This window comes from Trichocoleus desertorum AS-A10 (assembly GCF_039962155.1).
GTDB lineage: Bacteria > Cyanobacteriota > Cyanobacteriia > FACHB-46 > FACHB-46 > Trichocoleus.
The window spans coordinates 147,524-163,772 of sequence record NZ_JAMPKN010000012.1 but is presented as its reverse complement, the minus strand read 5'-3'; the positions used below and the strand labels follow the sequence as shown (position 1 = coordinate 163,772).

Genomic DNA, 16,249 nt, shown 5'->3' with positions numbered 1-16,249 from the left:
ATTGCCGCAGGCGTTAGGAGCTGAGAACGGACGACAACAGCTCCTAACGCAACAGTTGGCAGTAAGCTGGTTTACGGCACTTGTATCAATCCATCATGGCAACGATTAACGATAACTACCTCAAGCTCAAAGCAGGCTACCTGTTCCCTGAGATCGCTCGCCGAGTCAATGCCTTTGCTGAGGCCAATCCAGCAGCAAAAATTATTCGACTGGGGATTGGGGATGTCACCGAACCCTTACCTGAAGCTTGTCGCGCCGCGATGATTCAAGCGGTGGAAGACATGGGCGATCGCAGTGCCTTCCGAGGCTACGGTCCAGAGCAAGGCTACGCTTGGTTGCGGGAGAAAATTGCTCAGTTCGACTTCCAAGCTCGCGGTTGTGACATCAGCGCCGATGAGATTTTTATCTCGGATGGCTCGAAGTGCGACACAGGCAACATCCTAGATATTTTTGGCGACAACAATATCATTGCAGTAACGGACCCAGTCTATCCCGTCTATGTCGATACCAATGTCATGGCAGGCCATACAGGCGCAGCCAACGACAAAGGCGAGTTTGAGGGCTTGGTGTACCTCCCTGTCACCGCAGAGAATAACTTCACCGCTGAGATTCCCACTCAGAAGGTAGACCTAATTTACCTGTGCTTCCCCAACAACCCTACAGGCGCGACTGCTAGCAGAGAACACCTCCAAGCTTGGGTAGACTACGCCAAAGCCCACGGCTCGATCATCTTCTTTGATGCTGCTTACGAAGCCTTTATCACCGATCCAACCATTCCTCACTCCATCTACGAGATCCCTGGAGCCAAGGATTGCGCGATCGAATTCCGCTCCTTCTCCAAGAATGCTGGCTTTACCGGAACTCGTTGTGCCTTGACTGTGGTGCCTAAGACCCTCATGGCTAAAGCCGCCGATGGCTCGGATGTAGAACTGTGGAAGCTGTGGAACCGCCGCCAATCCACTAAGTTCAATGGTGTATCCTACATTGTGCAGCGAGGGGCTGAAGCGGTTTACTCAGAAGCAGGCCAAGCCCAAACTAAAGCGCTCGTCAGCTTCTACTTAGAAAACGCCAAAATCGTTCGCGAGCAACTCACTGCCGCAGGATTAGCGGTATACGGTGGTGTGAATGCACCTTATGTGTGGGTGCAGACGCCCAACAATCTCTCTAGCTGGGACTTCTTTGATAAATTGCTACAGACCTGCAATGTCGTCGGCACTCCTGGTTCAGGCTTTGGAGCTGCGGGTGAAGGCTACTTCCGCATTTCTGCCTTTAACAGCCGTGAAAACGTAGAAGAAGCCATGAAGCGCATCACCGAGAAGTTCAAGGCATAATCAATCCAGCCAAGATATAGGTAAGGCGATCGCGTACATCCATCAACGCAAGATGCCTAAATTAGACTCGGCACATTCAGTCTAAAAACTGAGGTGGGCACTATCCAGCCCACCTTGTAGTCCCCGCAACTTAGCCAGAGATAGCAATCCGCAACAGGTTACAAGAACGGGTTGTAAGGATAAGAGAAAAAGCCGTAGGCAGGCTTAAACCTTTGGCTAGCAAGTTTCAAGGTTTCATACAGAAGTACATGCAGAAATGACAGTAAATTACATAGAAATGTAACTTTTCTGCCTTGCCATCCAGTATTTCTACAAGACTATGATGACTGAGTACTGAATATTTCACGACCTAGCATGAAGCAAGCTGTATTAGATTGCTGTTTAAGCAATGTGGAGGGGTGGATATGGACGTAAGCCTGATTATGTCTAACATCTTGAATCCACCAGTGCTGTTTTTCTTCTTGGGAATGACAGCGGTTTTTGTGAAGTCAGACTTGGAGATTCCGCCACCGATTCCCAAGCTCTTTTCACTGTACTTGCTGTTTGCAATCGGCTTTAAGGGAGGGGTAGAACTTGCTAAAAGCGGTCTGAATCAGGAAGTATTCCTGACAATGCTAGTAGCGATCGTGATGGCGTGCTTAGTGCCCATCTACACGTTCTTTATTCTGAAGATTAAGCTTGACGCTTATAATGCTGCCGCGATCGCTGCAACTTACGGCTCGATTAGTGCCGTCACCTTTATTACCGCTAGCTCATTCCTACAACAACTAAGTATTGACTTTGATGGCTACATGGTGGCTGCCCTAGCTCTGATGGAGTCTCCAGCGATCATTGTGGGATTGATCTTGGTCAATCTCTTTACTCAGGATCAGACAGAGCGTGATTTTTCTTGGCCTGAAGTTTTGCGAGAAGCATTTCTGAATGGTTCAGTTTTCTTGCTAGTTGGTAGCCTGATTATTGGCTTTTTGACGGGGGAGCATGGCTGGAAAGTCTTATCTCCCTTTACACAGGATATGTTTTATGGCGTCCTGACCTTCTTCTTGCTAGATATGGGTTTAGTCGCTGCCAAAAGAATTAAAGATTTAGAGAAAACTGGTCCATTTCTGATCTCATTTGCCATACTGATCCCAATACTTAATGCTGGAATTGGACTGCTGATTGCCAAGCTGATTGGGATGCCTCCAGGAAATGCCCTCCTATTTTCTGTGTTGTGCGCTAGTGCCTCTTATATCGCTGTGCCAGCCGCCATGAGGTTAACGGTTCCAGAAGCTAATCCGAGTCTATATATCTCTACGGCTTTAGCTGTGACATTCCCCTTTAACATCATTTTCGGCATTCCTTTGTATTTGTACGGGATCGATTTGCTATGGAGATAAGATCATGCATGTGGTAAAAAAAATTGAAATTTTTTCAGACTCCGTAGAGTTAGGCAAAATCATTAGCGCCTTGGAACGAGGCGGGGTTTCTAGTTACACCGTGATTCGTAATGTAGCAGGCAAGGGAGTGCGTGGCGGCGTATTTGATGACTCTGCCGTGACGATGTTAGACAACGCTTATGTCATCGCGTTTTGCTCGCCTGACATCCTTAAATCTGTTGTGGAAATTGTGCGACCTATTCTGAATAAGTTTGGGGGATCTTGCTTTATTTCCGATGTGATGGAGATCCGCACTATGAAGTGTGTGTCTTCTCTATAACAGGGCGATAACAGGGCGATCGCCTGTTAGTTGATTGCTAAAAATAATCAGTCATTCGTGAAGAAAGGTGAGAGACGCGATGAAACAAATGAGTCAACGGACGAGTCGCCGAGAGCTATTAAAGCTATTTGGAGTCGGTGGAGTTGGCTTGGTCGCTGCGACAGCTACTAGCTTGAGATATGCTGAGCCTGCCTATGCCGATCAGTCCACCGCTGAGACTGAAAATTCTGAGGCAGTGAGTTCAGAGGCGGCATTACAAAGACTGCTGGATGGCAATCAGCGGTTTATGCAGCAAAAACGGCAATACCCGCATCAAGCAGCGGGAGATTTACAGGCAGTGGCAACGGTACAGCATCCCTTTGCCACTTTGCTGACTTGTGCTGACTCACGGGTACCTGGAGAAATTATTTTTGACCAAGGTATCGGTGATTTATTTGATGTGCGTGTTGCTGGCAATGTCGTGACCCCAGAGGTCTTGGGCAGCCTAGAGTATGCGGCAGCTCTCTTAGGAACTCGCTTGATTATGGTGGTTGGGCACGAACGCTGCGGCGCTGTGACAGCGGCGATTCAAGGAGGGGCGCTTCCGGGCCACGTCAGTACGTTTGTCAAAGCTATTAAACCCGCACTGGCCAGCATTAAAACTAAATCGGCTGATGTCAATCAGCAAATTGATCAAGCGGTGACTGCGAATGTGCAGTATCAAGTTGAGCAGCTAAAGCAAAATTCTAGTGTGTTAACCCAGCTAGAGTTGGAGCGCAAGCTAAAGATTGTGGGGGGACGATACGACCTGGATACAGGAGCCGTGACTCTCGTTACCTAAGATTTCTCAACAAATTTCATCGTTCAGCGTAGGCGATCGCCCTTTGAGTTGGAGGTGGATCGCCTACGCTCTTTTGTAGAGGCAAATTTGTCAGAACTGGAAGGCTAGCAGGCTCAAAACGCTACTGAGGCCGAGATGCACTTGCGAGCAGTTGGGATACGTCTGCGTGCAGCAAAGCAATCTCTGGCTCCTGTTGGATAGCGCGATAGTACCGCTTTTCTAACGTGGTCCTCCCATCCTGAGCAGGTCGCAGCATTTGGCGAGCTTGACTAAGCAGCTCATTAGCGGCACCGACTGTAATTGGCTCCTTCGCACTGAGGGCTTCATCAATCTGAACAATAAATTGAGAAATGGGACGGAGCCAGCTAAACCAGTCGTGATTTACAACCAGCTGAAAGTACTCACCCTTGGACTGGATGCGGCCAAAGAACTGCTCATAATTAACCCGTTCAAACTCTAGTAGAGCTTTGTGTAAGCGTAGTAGAGCAGCACGAACTTCCCGTAATCTTTCAATGCTGTTTTCTAGGGGTAAATTGTACACAGACATTGGTAGTGGCTCGATAAACACTGCTTTGATCTTGGCACATTCCGACGGGTCTAGAGGGAGGTTTTCCCTACAGTCCTACTACCTAAACTCGCATGGTTCAAGACTGATTAGAAAGGTTCATTGGGAGAGAAAACCCACGAACAGCAAGGGTAAAAGAATCAGGGCAGATACGATCAGCAATAGAGTTCCAGGTTCGAGCTTGATGATATTTTTCTCAGGATTTGGCATTGTGTTGCTTTCCTTCGCGATCGCCATATTGTCACAGCCTACCTGATCCTGGCTGGCCAATTCAGCGCCGTTAGGTTGAAAAGAATCGAGTGACCTCAGGCGATCGCTCAACTTGCTTAACCGCAAATCAGGTAGGCTAATCTACGGGCGATTTTGTGGCGATTGTGCGGCAGCTAGCCCACGCTAATGCGCAGAGGAGGGTTGAGGTGATGAGGCAGCTTTACTTCTTAGTTCCGGGGACAGGCGGCAAATTTGCCTGTGGTGGGCTGTGGGCAGAATTAAAGACTCTCAATCTCGCTCAACAAATTTGCTCTGCTGAAGTCGTTACGTATCGGCAGCGGGAAAACACCACGCTGTTTTTAGACGATGTGCTACAGCAGAAAAACTTAGAAGAGATTATTTTTGTCATTAGTTGGGGCTTTGATGTCGGGAAATTGGCTACTAGGCTCAAACCCTATCATGTGATTTATCATGCCCACAGTTCTGGTTATCCGTTTAACCTGCCGCCTGGGATTCCGATCATTACCGTGAGTCGTAATACGATGGGTTATTGGGGGCAGCGATCGCCGAACTCGTTAATTTATTACCTGCCCAACCAGATTTCTGATCAGTTTCAAAATCTCAATCTTGAACGCGATATTGATGTGTTGGTTCAGGTGCGAAAATCTTCAGAATATCTGCTACAAGAACTCATTCCAGCCTTGCAACAACAGTGTCATGTTTGTGTGGTTGATTCCTACGTCGCAGATCTAGATAAGCTGTTTAATCGTGCCAAAGTCTACCTCTATGACTCTGCAGAATATTGGGCGCAGCAAGGAGTAAGCGAAGGATTTGGCTTGCAGCCGATGGAGGCAATGGCTTGTGGCTGTCAAGTTTTTTCCAGCGTCAATGGTGGCTTATCCGATTACTTGGACCCTGGATTTAATTGTCATAAAATTGCTGGCTATTCCTTGGAGTACGACGTGCAACGCATTCTTAAATTGGTTAAGATGGCAACACCAATTAATTTGTCAGAGCAGTTTTTCTCTGAGTATCGTACTGCGAATATTATTCAGCGTCTAACAGTGATTTTGCAAGAAGCTAATGAGTTTTTTGATCACAAGCAAAATCACTCCTCCAATATTCCTAGCTTGACCAAAACGCGAGTTAAAACACTGCAACTACAACGCATCTGGAGCAAGCTAAAACAGAAATATTTTCGGTAGTCGTCAGCAAACTGATGTGGATGGTTGCAGTCGTTTCGATCTTAACCCTTCGTATTTAAACCTTCGCGTTAAGTTAGAGATATTGCCAGCCCTGGTCAACTCAATCTTTCCATCTTTGGTGCCATGTCCCAACCCACTCCTACCCCAACCGCATCCAGCGAAGTCAAGCCCCCATCTGTTAGGACGGCAAAAAAAAAGCGTAGAGCTCTGCCACCCAAACTGATCATTCAATTTGGGAAGTTTACCTGGAGTACCATGTGGCACCTGATGATGTCCCAACTGGCCCCTCGGAATCAATCGGGAGCTTATGTGCGACCCAGCAGCCAATTTCGCAACTTTATTAGTACAGCGATAGACAATCCTTACCAACCTGCAACTGGTCGCTACAAACTCTATGTGGGACTAGGGTGCCCTTGGGCGCACCGGACTCTCGTGGTACGAGTCCTCAAGCAACTCGAAGATGCGATCGCGATCACCATTGTCTCTCCTTCCCCCACGGAGGGAGGTTGGGTACTCAACCAACCAGAGTTAGGATGTCGCAGCTTGGCAGATCTGTATGAACTCGCGCAACCAGGTTATAGCGGACGCTGTACGGTTCCGGTGCTTTGGGATACGGAAACCAACACTATTGTGAATAACGAAAGTGCCGAGGTCATCGTGATGTTGAACTCGGAGTTGAATCAGTTTGCTCAACAACCAGCTTTGGATCTCTATCCCTCAGATCTCCAGAAAAAGATTGATGCTTGGAATGAGAAAACCTATGACGCTGTGAACAATGGCGTGTATCGTTGCGGTTTTGCCCAAACCCAGGCTGCGTATCAAGAAGCTTGTGAGGAGTTGTTCGGAGCTTTAGATGAGATTGATGCGGCTTTAGAAACGAGCCGTTATCTCTGTGGCGATCGCGCAACTTTAGCAGATGTGCGTTTGTTCACTACCTTATTCCGCTTTGATGTAGTGTATTACGGGCTGTTTAAATGTAATCAGCGTCGAATTCAAGACTATAAAAATTTAGGGCCTTATTTGCGCGACCTTTACCAACTTCCAGGTGTAGCAGATACCTGCAATTTAGAGGCTGTAAAGCAGGACTACTACGGCAATTTGTTTCCACTCAATCCTGGTAATATCATTCCTCTAGGGCCTGATATTACCAATCTCCGGGAGCCGCATGGCCGCGATCGCCTCTTTGAGTAAATCTCTAAAAGAGAGATAGCCCTAATACTTGCAGCAACCAATAATAGCTACCCAAGGTAAGCAAAATTGTCAGCCCAAAGGGTGTCAGCAAGAAGTCTACAAACTCTAATACAACTAACAGTGACTTCAGCAGTCCTAAAGATAGTTCCATCGCATTTCCTTGGCAAGTTAGCGCTTAAAGTAAGAGAGATAAATAATAAAAGATTCATCTAAAGATATTCTTTCCTTCACCATGCCAACTGTTCCCATGCTGTCGCAGTACCCTCAAGGGTGATTTTTCGGTCACTATAGCCTGGTGTCTGCTCTCCCAATGGAGTGAAATGTTACAATTCTGGTTTTTGAAACTTTCATGATAGACCGCGATCGCCCTACCTCAGTTAATTTTGCTTCTCGTCAGATTCGTTTGTGCCTGGATACTGCTGATCCAAAGCAGTGGCAGATTTGGTTACCTACAGGTCTGTTTTACGGCATCACTACCAATCCGCTGTTGCTAGAGCGATCGCAGGTGCCTTGTACAGTGGAGCAATTAAAACTGTTAGCTGAGCAAGCTTTCGCCCTAGGAGCCCAGGAAATCCAACTGCAAACGTGGGGTGATACTGTAGAGGCATTGGTGAGTACAGGCCAACGCTTGGCAGCAATTGATCAGCGAGTCGTGGTGAAGGTTCCGATGACCCAAGTTGGAGCGACAGCGGCAGCACAGTTAATAGCAGCAGGCATTCCCATCACTTTGACTGCTGTTTATGCAGTCCACCAAGTTCTGATTGCTGCGGCGCTAGGAGGTGCCTATGCGGCTCCTTATTTGGGTCGGATTAATGATCTGGGCCGCAATGGACGAGAAGATTTAGTGGCAATGCAGCGATCGCTCGCTGGGATTAACAGTGCCACTCGTCTCCTAGTTGCCAGCATCCGCAGTGTAGACGACATCACCTTTCTTGCCACTCAGGGGTTAGATACGTTTACCTTCTCTCCCGCGATCGCCGCCGCCTTTTTTGAAGTTGCTGCTACTGAGCAAGCCGCCACAGATTTCCAGCAAGCAGCATTACGCATGGGAGCCAACTAGCCGGATTACGATCGCGTTTCTAACGGTCCTCGCGTTACCCCTAACTGATTTTGAAGTCGTAATTCTCGCCAAAGTTGGGCACCCGTGATCTCTCCTTGCAGCAGTTGTTGATAGCGCTGGATGGTTTGTGCGACCTGCTCTGACGCTTCATTAACAAACTCAATTCGGAAGTGCCGCACTCCTAGCTTCAGGAGATGTTGCACATATTCAGCTCCAGTTTGGGCTGTGCCATTGAACACAGTGTTACGACAGCCCGCATCGGCTTGCAAGATATGTTCTGTGCCAACGCGATCGCGTAGTGTTACTTCATGTTCCTCACAAGGTCGGCCACAGTTGGTATAGTCCGTGCCCTCAGAGAGAAACGCGCAGAACACACAATGCTCCATGTGAAACATCGGCATATGTTGATGCACAGTCACCTCAAACCAATCCGCAGGGCAGCTAGTCAGCAGCGCTTCTAGCTGAGCCATGTTCAAGTCATAGGAAGCCGTGAGACGCTCCAACCCATAGCGCTGCTTGAAATAGCCTGCGGTCAAAGGATTGGCAACGTTGAGAGAGAAGTCACCAATACAGCGATCGCCTCCAAAAAATTGCAACTGGTCGTAATTTCGCACCAGATAACCATCCGCATCGCAAGCTTTCACCTGTTGCAGAATCCAGTTCTCCCCAGCTTTGGTAATGCGCGGTGGGGCGACATAGATACAGGGAAAAAATGAAGAAGCTTTTTGATTCTTCTCCTTCCTCACCATTTGAACTGCGTCTCGGTAAGCTCTTGGATCTTCAAATTCGCAGTAAAGGGTTTGAATTCCTGCCGCCAAAGCTGCTTGTAACTGTTTCAGGTTTCGGACTAGAACTACAAGTTCGGGTGTTTGTACCTGTGAATTAGCCTGAGCTTTGAGCGTAGAGAGAGGTTGAGATAATAGCTCTTGCCAAGAAGCGGGCGATCGCAACTGCCAACGTTTGGGTTGTGCTCTCAATTCCTCTAATTGAACTACCATCTCCCGCCGCAGCCGATTCAATTCGCTCACGGGCAGCATCACGTTTCCAGTTATGTGGTTGGTTAGTCCTCCTAGCTCGAATGGAGTGTTACCCAGCCGCCCTAATTGTTCTTGCAAGCGCTCTGTGGTCAAAGGCTTGTTGTGGGCTTCTACCAATGACATGGTGGATTCCACCTGAACCACATGCCCCAATCCATCACGGGCGATCGCAATTAGGGGTTGCCCGACCTCACCATGAACTTCCACCTGAATAGGCCGCTGAAATTGGGGATGCTCGCCGGAATAAGTTTGACGGATCTCCCGGTCGAGTTCGGGGTCATTGGTTTTCCAAACGCGATCGCCCACGTGAATACGGCGGAGGTTCAGAGCCTCGCGACCGAAGGTTAATGTAGCTTCTGGTCCGCGCAAATCAACAGTATAGATCCGCCCCCCTTCTTCCTTGGCTTCGGGATGACCACTGTCAAACACAATGCCATCTCCAGGTTTCACCGGAGCTTCCAGCCGCACTGTAATCTGCTCTTGACGGATACGAGTGATTTCGCCCAAATACACTCCCCGTTTCTTGCCAAAGCGAGCATGCACGAGTTCTTGATTATCAATGCCTCGAAACCAGCCCGTCGAAAGCCCCCGCGAGAAAGCCATCTCCAAGTTGTAATGGTCTTGATCTCCTCTTTCGGTTAGCTGAGAAACTTGTCCGTTCCCCCCTTCCTTCTCAGGGAAAGGGGCTAGGGGGTTAGGTTCTCCCAGATCAGCCATAACGCGATCGAGAGCTTCACGGTAGACGCGGGTGACATTCGCCACATATTCCGGCGCTTTCAGACGGCCTTCAATCTTGAGGCTAGTAACTCCCGTTTTTACAAGTTCTGGCAACACATCCAACCCTGCCAAGTCTTGAGGGCTGAGTAAGTATTTGCGATCGCCCAGATCCACCGTTTGCCCATCGGCAATCAGCTCATAGGTCATGCGGCAAGCTTGAGCGCACTCACCCCGGTTGGCCGAGCGTCCCCCTAGTGACTCACTAGTTAAGCACTGACCTGAATAAGCCACACAGAGCGCCCCATGCACAAACACTTCCAGCGGCAACGCCACTTCTTGCTCAGCAATCTGGGCTTGAATTTTGTTGATTTCTTTCAGAGAGCATTCCCGCGCCAACACGACCAAGTGGCAGCCGAGATCTTTGGCGAATTCCACTCCTGCGGCGCTGGTGACGGTCATTTGAGTGGAGGCGTGAATGGGAAAATCGGGGGAGAGATGCCGAATCAGGCGACAGATCCCTACATCTTGCACGATCGCTGCATTCACTCCAGCGGCAATGATAGTGCGGAGATACTGCTCAGCTTCGGTGAGTTCGTTGGGAAAGATCAGGGTGTTGAGCGTGACGTACCCTTTCACGCCGCGTCGGTGCAGAAACTCCATCAGCTTTGGCAAGTCAGCTTCGGTGAAGTTTTGCGCTCGCATGCGGGCGTTGAAGCGATCTAAGCCAAAATAAATCGCATCAGCTCCATTCTCTACAGCAGCTTTGGCACAGTCCCAATTTCCCGCCGGAGCCAGCAGTTCGGGGCGGTGAAAGGTAGATGAGCTACGGTCAGTGGCTGGGTGAGCAATATTCATGGGAACTGGCACGAATCAGATGGCGATCGCCAACCGCGAGGGAGTCTTTAGCCATCATATCGTTGTTAGTTTTGAGTCAGGGGCGATCGCTGAGGATTGTTAATTTGAGATTGCGCGATCGCCCTTTGACTAGTTTGGCTAAGCTGCACCCTGATTGCATGGTGGAACTACAGGTTGGTGACCACGCCTGCAAATTTCAGCAAATCAACCATTGTGAACTTGCCACCGTTGCCCAAGGTTGGCTGCCATGCCGGGTCTTGCCGCACGTAGGAATGCCGATCTCCTTCTAGCAGACCAATAAACACCTCAGCCACAATGCGACCCCCTACTGGACCCAAACGCTTGCCATCATCACCGAGCACATCCGCTTCTCGCAGAATATAGAACCACAAAGGAGTCCGAGTCTCCAATTGATAGGGTTTGAGGTCATCTAAATCTCCTGGGGAGAGGATATCTTCTTTCATGGCCTTGGCTACCCGCTGTCCTGACGGCATACTGAAGGTAAGTTGCCGTAGCAAGTTGCGCTGGGCCAATGATTGCGGCTCTGCACCCGGAATTCCGGGCAGGTCAAAGAGCACCGAAGAAAGCTGAGTATCAATTTTTTTGTTGGGGCGAACTCGCTTATCCCCAAAGTCAAAGAAGGTTTGCCAGTCGATAAACCGACGTGCCGCGCGTTTGCCACCCCGTAAGTCATTGGGGTCAGAGGCATCTGAACTGGGTGAACCTTGCCGTCCATCATCAAAGATTAAGGCGATGAATTGACCGCTATCGTCTGCCTTGGGGCCAAAGTTAGCGCGGTAGCTGGGGCGCACCTGAGAATGTCCAAACCGATAAGCTGCGACAGAAAACTCAACCGGGATAAATGGTAAATTGCGCCAATCGTAGAACTTCCGTCCTTTATCCAGTACCTTCTCCACTATTTTGTGGCCGACTGTGGCAGGGAGAAATTCATGGATAATAATCCACTGGTAATGCCATCGTACCAAGCGCTGGGCCTCGGCAAATATCTCCATTGGGTTGGACCAACCCGTTTTTGCTTTCACATGATCCACCACCGCATTATGGAACTTGAGAAACGCTAGATGGAGCTGCGAGACAATCAGGTTTTCATCGTTGCGAGGATCGCCAATCAAGGCAGTATTCTGGCTATTTCGTGGCAAATCGAATTTTAGTTTGCCATCACGAGCGATCGCATCGGAGCCAGGAATCGGTTCTACCAAGAATTTGATGCCCCCACCGTTGCTGGATTGGTCGTACAGGTGAGGCGAGGCATTTGGCCCAGAACCATATAGATTATCGAGTTCTAGGAAGGGTGCCCGGAAGTTGGCGATCGATTCCGGGTCTTGTTGTCGCTCTAGGCTGGAAGTTGTATCAAAGGTCATATCATGATCGAGGAACTGACCCAAAAACGTGATTCCAGCCGTCAAATTAGGATTATTAGGATTCTCTACATTCTTCGCTGGGTTAGTGATGAGACCGACTGGATCGTCTAGATCGTCTTTGGGGTCCATAATGCCACCCTTTTTGCCAATGTCCTTCAGGACTTCTCGGAGCTGGGGGCTATCCATTGCAAAAGGGGGAAGTGAAGGAAAAAGCCGTCCGAACTTGCCTTGGTCATAGTAAGTGGAGCGAGGAGGATTCTCACCACCGAGAGGTATCTGCCCATGACGAGTCATAATTTATTCTCCTAATGTTAGATCTCTATTCAAAATTTGCTGTTGGGGGGTTGCCCTCACCCGAATCAGCGAAAAGTGTATCGAATCTAACTATTTGGACTCAGAAAAAACAAAATCATGACAAGTCTGCACAGTTTTTAACGCTACGCAAACTCCCTGGACCTGCCACTCACCTGCCACAAAGTTATATTAAATTTGTCTGCTCAGCAGCGATCGCTTCAGGCGCACATTTCCCTTTCAACAGATAAGTGTTCATCTCTCCTTTTCCCTTAATGGCGATACTGCCCCGCTCCTCAAAAACATACTGCTGTTTCAAGCACTCATATGTAGTCTCGCTGACCTGAATCTCTCCTGGTAAGCCTTGGGATTCCATGCGACTGGCGGTGTTGACGGTATCTCCCCATAGGTCGTAGGCAAACTTTTTCAGGCCAATGATTCCTGCCACTACGGGCCCAGTATGAATCCCTGTCCGAATCTCTAGCGTATGGCCTGTCTGAGTGTTGAGCTGCTTCAGCGCTTGGTGCATTGCCAAGGCCATTTGGGCGATCGCGGAGGCATGATCGATGCGGTGTTGGGGCAGCCCAGCCACCACCATGTAGGAATCGCCAATGGTTTTAATTTTTTCCAGCCCATGATATTCGGCTAACTCATCAAAGCGGGAGAAGACTTGGTTGAGCAGATTAACCACCTCAGACGGTGACATTTGGGTTGAGAGCTGGGTAAAGCCGACAATATCGGCAAATAGCACCGTCACTTCCGCGAAACTATCGGCGATCGTTTGTTGTTGTTTGAGCAAGCGCTCAGCAATGGAGGGAGGGAGGATGTTGAGGAGTAACTGTTCCGATCGCTGTTGTTCTTGTCTGAGCCTGTACCGAGTTTGGAATTCAGCTTTAGATAGGCGCTCATAGAGATACACCACCAAAGTTGACATGAGACAAATCCATCCCATGTCGAACAGAAAACCTGTGGCTGAGATGTTGGCAGGCAAAAACTGCTGGCTCACAAGCCAACTGGTCGAAAAGAAGAAGGCATAGGCTCCCAGTTGTGAAAGGAGATGGAGCCGCCAGCGAAACGGAATAATTGTGGCTTGAGCAAAGAAGGTAATTGTCCAACCCTTGAGATCCGGAATGAGCACCGGATCGAGCGCTGAAGGGACATTGGTGAGCATGGTTATGGACCAGGAGAGTCCCAGAAAGGCGATCGCTTGCTGGCGCTTTCCGACAGGCAATTGCAGCCAGACCAGCCAGCTCGCCATGCTCAATGCTGTCAGTAAATTCTTGAATACAACCGCATTCAAGGAGCGATCGCCCAACATCATCTGGATTAGGTACAGCCCTGTCAACCCTGAAAAGTAGAGCAGTCCCAAACCCAAACCTAAACTTAAACGCTTGTACAGAAAGCGCCGTCGCCACGCCCAGTAGTTATTAAACTCCACCTCGCTAGGCGCTTCCAGTAGGGTGGGTAACCATTGCCTGAACTGGTGAATGAATTTTCCCACGGGCTTCTTCACACTCTTTGGCTCTCCAATTGGATGGGTCCGCTACCACCCTAAATATTGGCAGTATTCCCAACTCAAAACCCTATAGATTCATTTCCGGGCCATCCTCGGAGATACTAGAGAAGTAACTAGTACAAATTGGCTGCACCAAGCCAGGTATCTAGCCGTTTTCTAAAGGATCGAGTCCTGTGTCACTGATCGCTGCGATTGAGACTGTCTTTCACAATCCTCCCATTCCCTTTGAGCCAGCCAAACACTCTCTAAAGGCTTGGGCGACTTACTGCCTTAGAGATCGGGGTTTTAAGGTGGTGTATGCTCAAAATGCTGACTTTGCGATCGAACCTCGTACTGGGGAAAAGCTCTACTTTAAGGTCAGCCAGAGTGAACCCGAAACTGAGGATACTTGTGGTTGGATTGTTTGGAACAGCTCCACTAGCCAGGCAACAGTAATTCCTCCTGCCTCAGCTTAAGCAGGGTTTAGGCTGGGGCGATCGCGCACTAAGCAAGCTTACGAAAAATCATTAGATGTTGTTGCGGTAGTAAGTTTTTGGTTTCTTGCCAAACTAACCCTACCGCCTGCATCTCTTTTTTGACCTGCCGCTGAGTCATTTTGTGGAGCGCTTTGATCGCAATCAGGGGATTCTCACCTCGGTATTCTACGAGTACCACTCTGCCGCCAGGTTTGAGCGATCGCGCCAGGGCCGTCATCATTTCTTGAGGATACTCAAATTCGTGATAAGCATCCACCATTAACGCCAGATCTACGCTGGCAGGAGGAAGATGCGGATCTTGCACCGTGCTGAGAACAGGTTCAACGTTGGTTGCTTGGTTTTCCTGCTTAAGAAAGTTGAGGATGTCAATCATCTTCGGTTGCACATCAACCGCCAAAACTTTCCCGGTTGGCACCAACGGACTGAGCCGAAAACTAAAGTAGCCAGTGCCCGCTCCAATATCTGCCACTACATCCGACGGTTGGAGATCCAGCGCTTCTACAACTCGTTGCGGTTGCTCTTCCCAACTGCGACTAGAACGCTCTAGCCAAGCGGCTCCCTGATGGCCCATCACCTGAGCAATCTCTCGGCCCATGTAGATTTTGCCGATGCCGTCAGAACGGTGGCGATCGCGCTGCTGGTAAACACTGGCAACATCTGCACTAGCGGCAGGCGGGGGACTGGCAATGGCGAGCCATAACCCCAAGCCGATGATGACCAGAAACGCGATCGCTCGTTTAACAAGAGCTTTTGATAGCAGAGGGCGATCGCTAACGCCACTCACGCTCATACTTTAGATGCTTCAGCCTCGAGTGCTTCTGCCTCTGAGGCACGTACCTCACTGACCACCTCATAGGTTCTCAGGCTCGGCGGACTGACAAAGAGAGGTAGCAGTTTCTTCAGGATCGATTTATAAGCATCGTTGACGTTGGCTTTCATGCTGTCTTCGCTATCCCAAAGAATCACCGAGATGCCTTTATCAGTGCCTTGTTCTTGCAGCAAATAAGCTTCCTTAAACCCTTCCCCGTAGGTTGAAACTGCTTCGTCATAGAGGCGTTTCGCTTCGGCAAAGGTGCCCGCATGGAACTCGCCAATCGCAACTTGGGCGATGCGATGGTTTAAACAGTCGTTGAAATCTGTCATGGTAACTTTCGCAGTGAAATCAAAATTTAGATTTGGACAGGGATAAAAATAGATGCTGGCCCAGCCTTCTAGAACCTTCTGGCTCAGCGCAACCCCACCAGTCTAATGTGGTGTAATACTAGCAATCATCATTCCTGAGACTGCCATCTGGCATGATGGTGTTACAGAACTTAGCGTCACTTAAGTCTGCGCCCTCTAGCTGAGCTTGGTGCAAATTCACCTTGCGTAGGTTGGCCCAAGATAAACGAGCATGGCTCAAATTGGCCTTTCTCAAGTCCGCGCCGCTGAGTTGAGCGTGATTTAATACCGCTTTGCTCAGGTTGGCGGCACAAAGATCCGCTTGAATTAAACTAGCTCGGTGGAGATTGGCTTCGCTCAGATTGGCCTCTCCCAAAATTGCCTTGTTGAGGTTGACACGCTGCAAACGAGACTTGCTTAAGTTAGCTCGATACAGGTTGACGCCATCGAGGTTGGCATCTTCTAGGTTCACTTTCTGCAAGTTGCTCTTAACCAAACTGGCACGGCTGAGGTCTACTGCCCCTAATTTCAGCCGTTGCAGGTTGGTTTGGTTTAAGTGAGTTTGGCTAAAATTGCGTTCCCCAGATTGATAGCGCTGCTTCAGTTCTTCAGTATTCATAGCGATCGCTTTCACCCAGTTAAAGATCTCGCTTTTGTAGTGGCAATCCAAGTGGCAATCCAAGTGGCAATCCACTACAACCTTCCAGCATTAGCTGTTGATTTCTAGCGTACTGCGA

17 protein-coding genes are annotated in these 16,249 nt (G+C 49.2%); 8 read left to right on the top strand and 9 right to left on the bottom strand.

The genetic code is table 11. From position 1 onward, the window contains the following. The first annotated feature begins 95 nt into the window (after window positions 1-95). From NDA01_RS17120 to NDA01_RS17105, 4 genes are all read left to right on the top strand, one after another. Window positions 96-1,331, top strand: coding sequence for an LL-diaminopimelate aminotransferase (locus tag NDA01_RS17120; protein ID WP_348228885.1), 1,236 nt, complete (start codon window positions 96-98; stop codon window positions 1,329-1,331). Window positions 1,332-1,735: 404 nt separating this feature from the next. Then, complete coding sequence (locus tag NDA01_RS17115; RefSeq protein ID WP_190437690.1) at window positions 1,736-2,707, top strand: sodium-dependent bicarbonate transport family permease; 972 nt, start codon at window positions 1,736-1,738, stop codon at window positions 2,705-2,707. A 4-nt stretch (window positions 2,708-2,711) separates the two neighbouring features. After that, window positions 2,712-3,026 (top strand): P-II family nitrogen regulator, encoded by a 315-nt coding sequence (locus tag NDA01_RS17110; RefSeq protein ID WP_190437693.1) that lies wholly within the window; start codon window positions 2,712-2,714, stop codon window positions 3,024-3,026. Window positions 3,027-3,105: 79 nt separating this feature from the next. Continuing rightward, a complete protein-coding gene (locus NDA01_RS17105; RefSeq protein WP_348228884.1) occupies window positions 3,106-3,846 on the top strand; it encodes a carbonic anhydrase in 741 nt (246 codons plus the stop codon). A gap of 121 nt (window positions 3,847-3,967) precedes the next feature. Here NDA01_RS17105 and NDA01_RS17100 read toward each other — a convergent pair whose 3' ends face one another. Continuing rightward, the gene (locus NDA01_RS17100; protein ID WP_190437695.1) at window positions 3,968-4,393 is read right to left on the bottom strand and encodes a hypothetical protein; all 426 of its coding nucleotides are present in this window, start codon (window positions 4,391-4,393) and stop codon (window positions 3,968-3,970) included. A gap of 117 nt (window positions 4,394-4,510) precedes the next feature. Further along, on the bottom strand, window positions 4,511-4,747 hold the full coding sequence (locus NDA01_RS17095) for a hypothetical protein (RefSeq protein ID WP_348228883.1): 237 nt from the start codon (window positions 4,745-4,747) through the stop codon (window positions 4,511-4,513). 83 nt (window positions 4,748-4,830) lie between these two features. Here NDA01_RS17095 and NDA01_RS17090 point away from each other — a divergent pair, with 83 nt between their 5' ends. Further along, window positions 4,831-5,826 (top strand): glycosyltransferase, encoded by a 996-nt coding sequence (locus tag NDA01_RS17090; protein WP_348228882.1) that lies wholly within the window; start codon window positions 4,831-4,833, stop codon window positions 5,824-5,826. 255 nt (window positions 5,827-6,081) lie between these two features. Then, the gene (locus NDA01_RS17085) at window positions 6,082-7,017 is read left to right on the top strand and encodes a glutathione S-transferase family protein (protein WP_348228881.1); all 936 of its coding nucleotides are present in this window, start codon (window positions 6,082-6,084) and stop codon (window positions 7,015-7,017) included. Between the two features lie 4 nt (window positions 7,018-7,021). Here the strand turns inward: NDA01_RS17085 and NDA01_RS17080 are convergent, their stop codons facing one another. Next, window positions 7,022-7,168: a hypothetical protein gene (locus NDA01_RS17080; RefSeq protein WP_348228880.1), complete on the bottom strand. Its 147-nt coding sequence runs from the start codon at window positions 7,166-7,168 to the stop codon at window positions 7,022-7,024. Window positions 7,169-7,366: 198 nt separating this feature from the next. Between NDA01_RS17080 and NDA01_RS17075 the strand changes: the two genes are divergently transcribed. Beyond that, complete coding sequence (locus tag NDA01_RS17075; protein ID WP_348228879.1) at window positions 7,367-8,077, top strand: transaldolase family protein; 711 nt, start codon at window positions 7,367-7,369, stop codon at window positions 8,075-8,077. A gap of 5 nt (window positions 8,078-8,082) precedes the next feature. Here NDA01_RS17075 and NDA01_RS17070 read toward each other — a convergent pair whose 3' ends face one another. From NDA01_RS17070 to NDA01_RS17060, 3 genes are all read right to left on the bottom strand, one after another. Beyond that, entirely contained in the window at window positions 8,083-10,686 is a 2,604-nt protein-coding gene (locus tag NDA01_RS17070; protein ID WP_348228878.1) for a U32 family peptidase, read from the bottom strand. Window positions 10,687-10,853: 167 nt separating this feature from the next. Then, a complete protein-coding gene (locus tag NDA01_RS17065) occupies window positions 10,854-12,362 on the bottom strand; it encodes a peroxidase family protein (protein WP_348228877.1) in 1,509 nt (502 codons plus the stop codon). A gap of 184 nt (window positions 12,363-12,546) precedes the next feature. Next, window positions 12,547-13,872, bottom strand: coding sequence for an adenylate/guanylate cyclase domain-containing protein (locus NDA01_RS17060; RefSeq protein WP_348228876.1), 1,326 nt, complete (start codon window positions 13,870-13,872; stop codon window positions 12,547-12,549). Between the two features lie 176 nt (window positions 13,873-14,048). Here NDA01_RS17060 and NDA01_RS17055 point away from each other — a divergent pair, with 176 nt between their 5' ends. Further along, complete coding sequence (locus tag NDA01_RS17055) at window positions 14,049-14,330, top strand: hypothetical protein (RefSeq protein ID WP_348228875.1); 282 nt, start codon at window positions 14,049-14,051, stop codon at window positions 14,328-14,330. 28 nt (window positions 14,331-14,358) lie between these two features. On the opposite strand, the gene NDA01_RS17050 is transcribed toward NDA01_RS17055, so the two are convergent. The 3 genes from NDA01_RS17050 to NDA01_RS17040 form a co-directional block, all read right to left on the bottom strand. Next, window positions 14,359-15,141, bottom strand: a complete 783-nt coding sequence (locus NDA01_RS17050; protein ID WP_348228874.1) for a class I SAM-dependent methyltransferase — start codon at window positions 15,139-15,141, stop codon at window positions 14,359-14,361. Then, the gene (locus tag NDA01_RS17045) at window positions 15,138-15,494 is read right to left on the bottom strand and encodes an antibiotic biosynthesis monooxygenase family protein (protein ID WP_348228873.1); all 357 of its coding nucleotides are present in this window, start codon (window positions 15,492-15,494) and stop codon (window positions 15,138-15,140) included. Before NDA01_RS17045 ends, NDA01_RS17050 begins: the two co-directional genes overlap by 4 nt. A gap of 118 nt (window positions 15,495-15,612) precedes the next feature. Then, window positions 15,613-16,131 (bottom strand): pentapeptide repeat-containing protein, encoded by a 519-nt coding sequence (locus tag NDA01_RS17040; RefSeq protein ID WP_348228872.1) that lies wholly within the window; start codon window positions 16,129-16,131, stop codon window positions 15,613-15,615. Window positions 16,132-16,249 lie beyond the last annotated feature (118 nt).

Bases quoted from the DNA above. Each gene is read 5' to 3' on its own strand.
- NDA01_RS17070 (WP_348228878.1), bottom strand. From the start codon at position 10,686: ATGAATATTGCTCACCCAGCCACTGACCGTAGCTCATCTACCTTTCAC.
- NDA01_RS17080 (WP_348228880.1), bottom strand. From the start codon at position 7,168: ATGGAACTATCTTTAGGACTGCTGAAGTCACTGTTAGTTGTATTAGAG.
- NDA01_RS17040 (WP_348228872.1), bottom strand. From the start codon at position 16,131: ATGAATACTGAAGAACTGAAGCAGCGCTATCAATCTGGGGAACGCAAT.
- NDA01_RS17115 (WP_190437690.1), top strand. From the start codon at position 1,736: ATGGACGTAAGCCTGATTATGTCTAACATCTTGAATCCACCAGTGCTG.
- NDA01_RS17045 (WP_348228873.1), bottom strand. From the start codon at position 15,494: ATGACAGATTTCAACGACTGTTTAAACCATCGCATCGCCCAAGTTGCG.
- NDA01_RS17065 (WP_348228877.1), bottom strand. From the start codon at position 12,362: ATGACTCGTCATGGGCAGATACCTCTCGGTGGTGAGAATCCTCCTCGC.
- NDA01_RS17075 (WP_348228879.1), top strand. From the start codon at position 7,367: ATGATAGACCGCGATCGCCCTACCTCAGTTAATTTTGCTTCTCGTCAG.
- NDA01_RS17090 (WP_348228882.1), top strand. From the start codon at position 4,831: ATGAGGCAGCTTTACTTCTTAGTTCCGGGGACAGGCGGCAAATTTGCC.
- NDA01_RS17100 (WP_190437695.1), bottom strand. From the start codon at position 4,393: ATGTCTGTGTACAATTTACCCCTAGAAAACAGCATTGAAAGATTACGG.
- NDA01_RS17110 (WP_190437693.1), top strand. From the start codon at position 2,712: ATGCATGTGGTAAAAAAAATTGAAATTTTTTCAGACTCCGTAGAGTTA.
- NDA01_RS17085 (WP_348228881.1), top strand. From the start codon at position 6,082: ATGTGGCACCTGATGATGTCCCAACTGGCCCCTCGGAATCAATCGGGA.
- NDA01_RS17050 (WP_348228874.1), bottom strand. From the start codon at position 15,141: ATGAGCGTGAGTGGCGTTAGCGATCGCCCTCTGCTATCAAAAGCTCTT.
- NDA01_RS17120 (WP_348228885.1), top strand. From the start codon at position 96: ATGGCAACGATTAACGATAACTACCTCAAGCTCAAAGCAGGCTACCTG.
- NDA01_RS17105 (WP_348228884.1), top strand. From the start codon at position 3,106: ATGAAACAAATGAGTCAACGGACGAGTCGCCGAGAGCTATTAAAGCTA.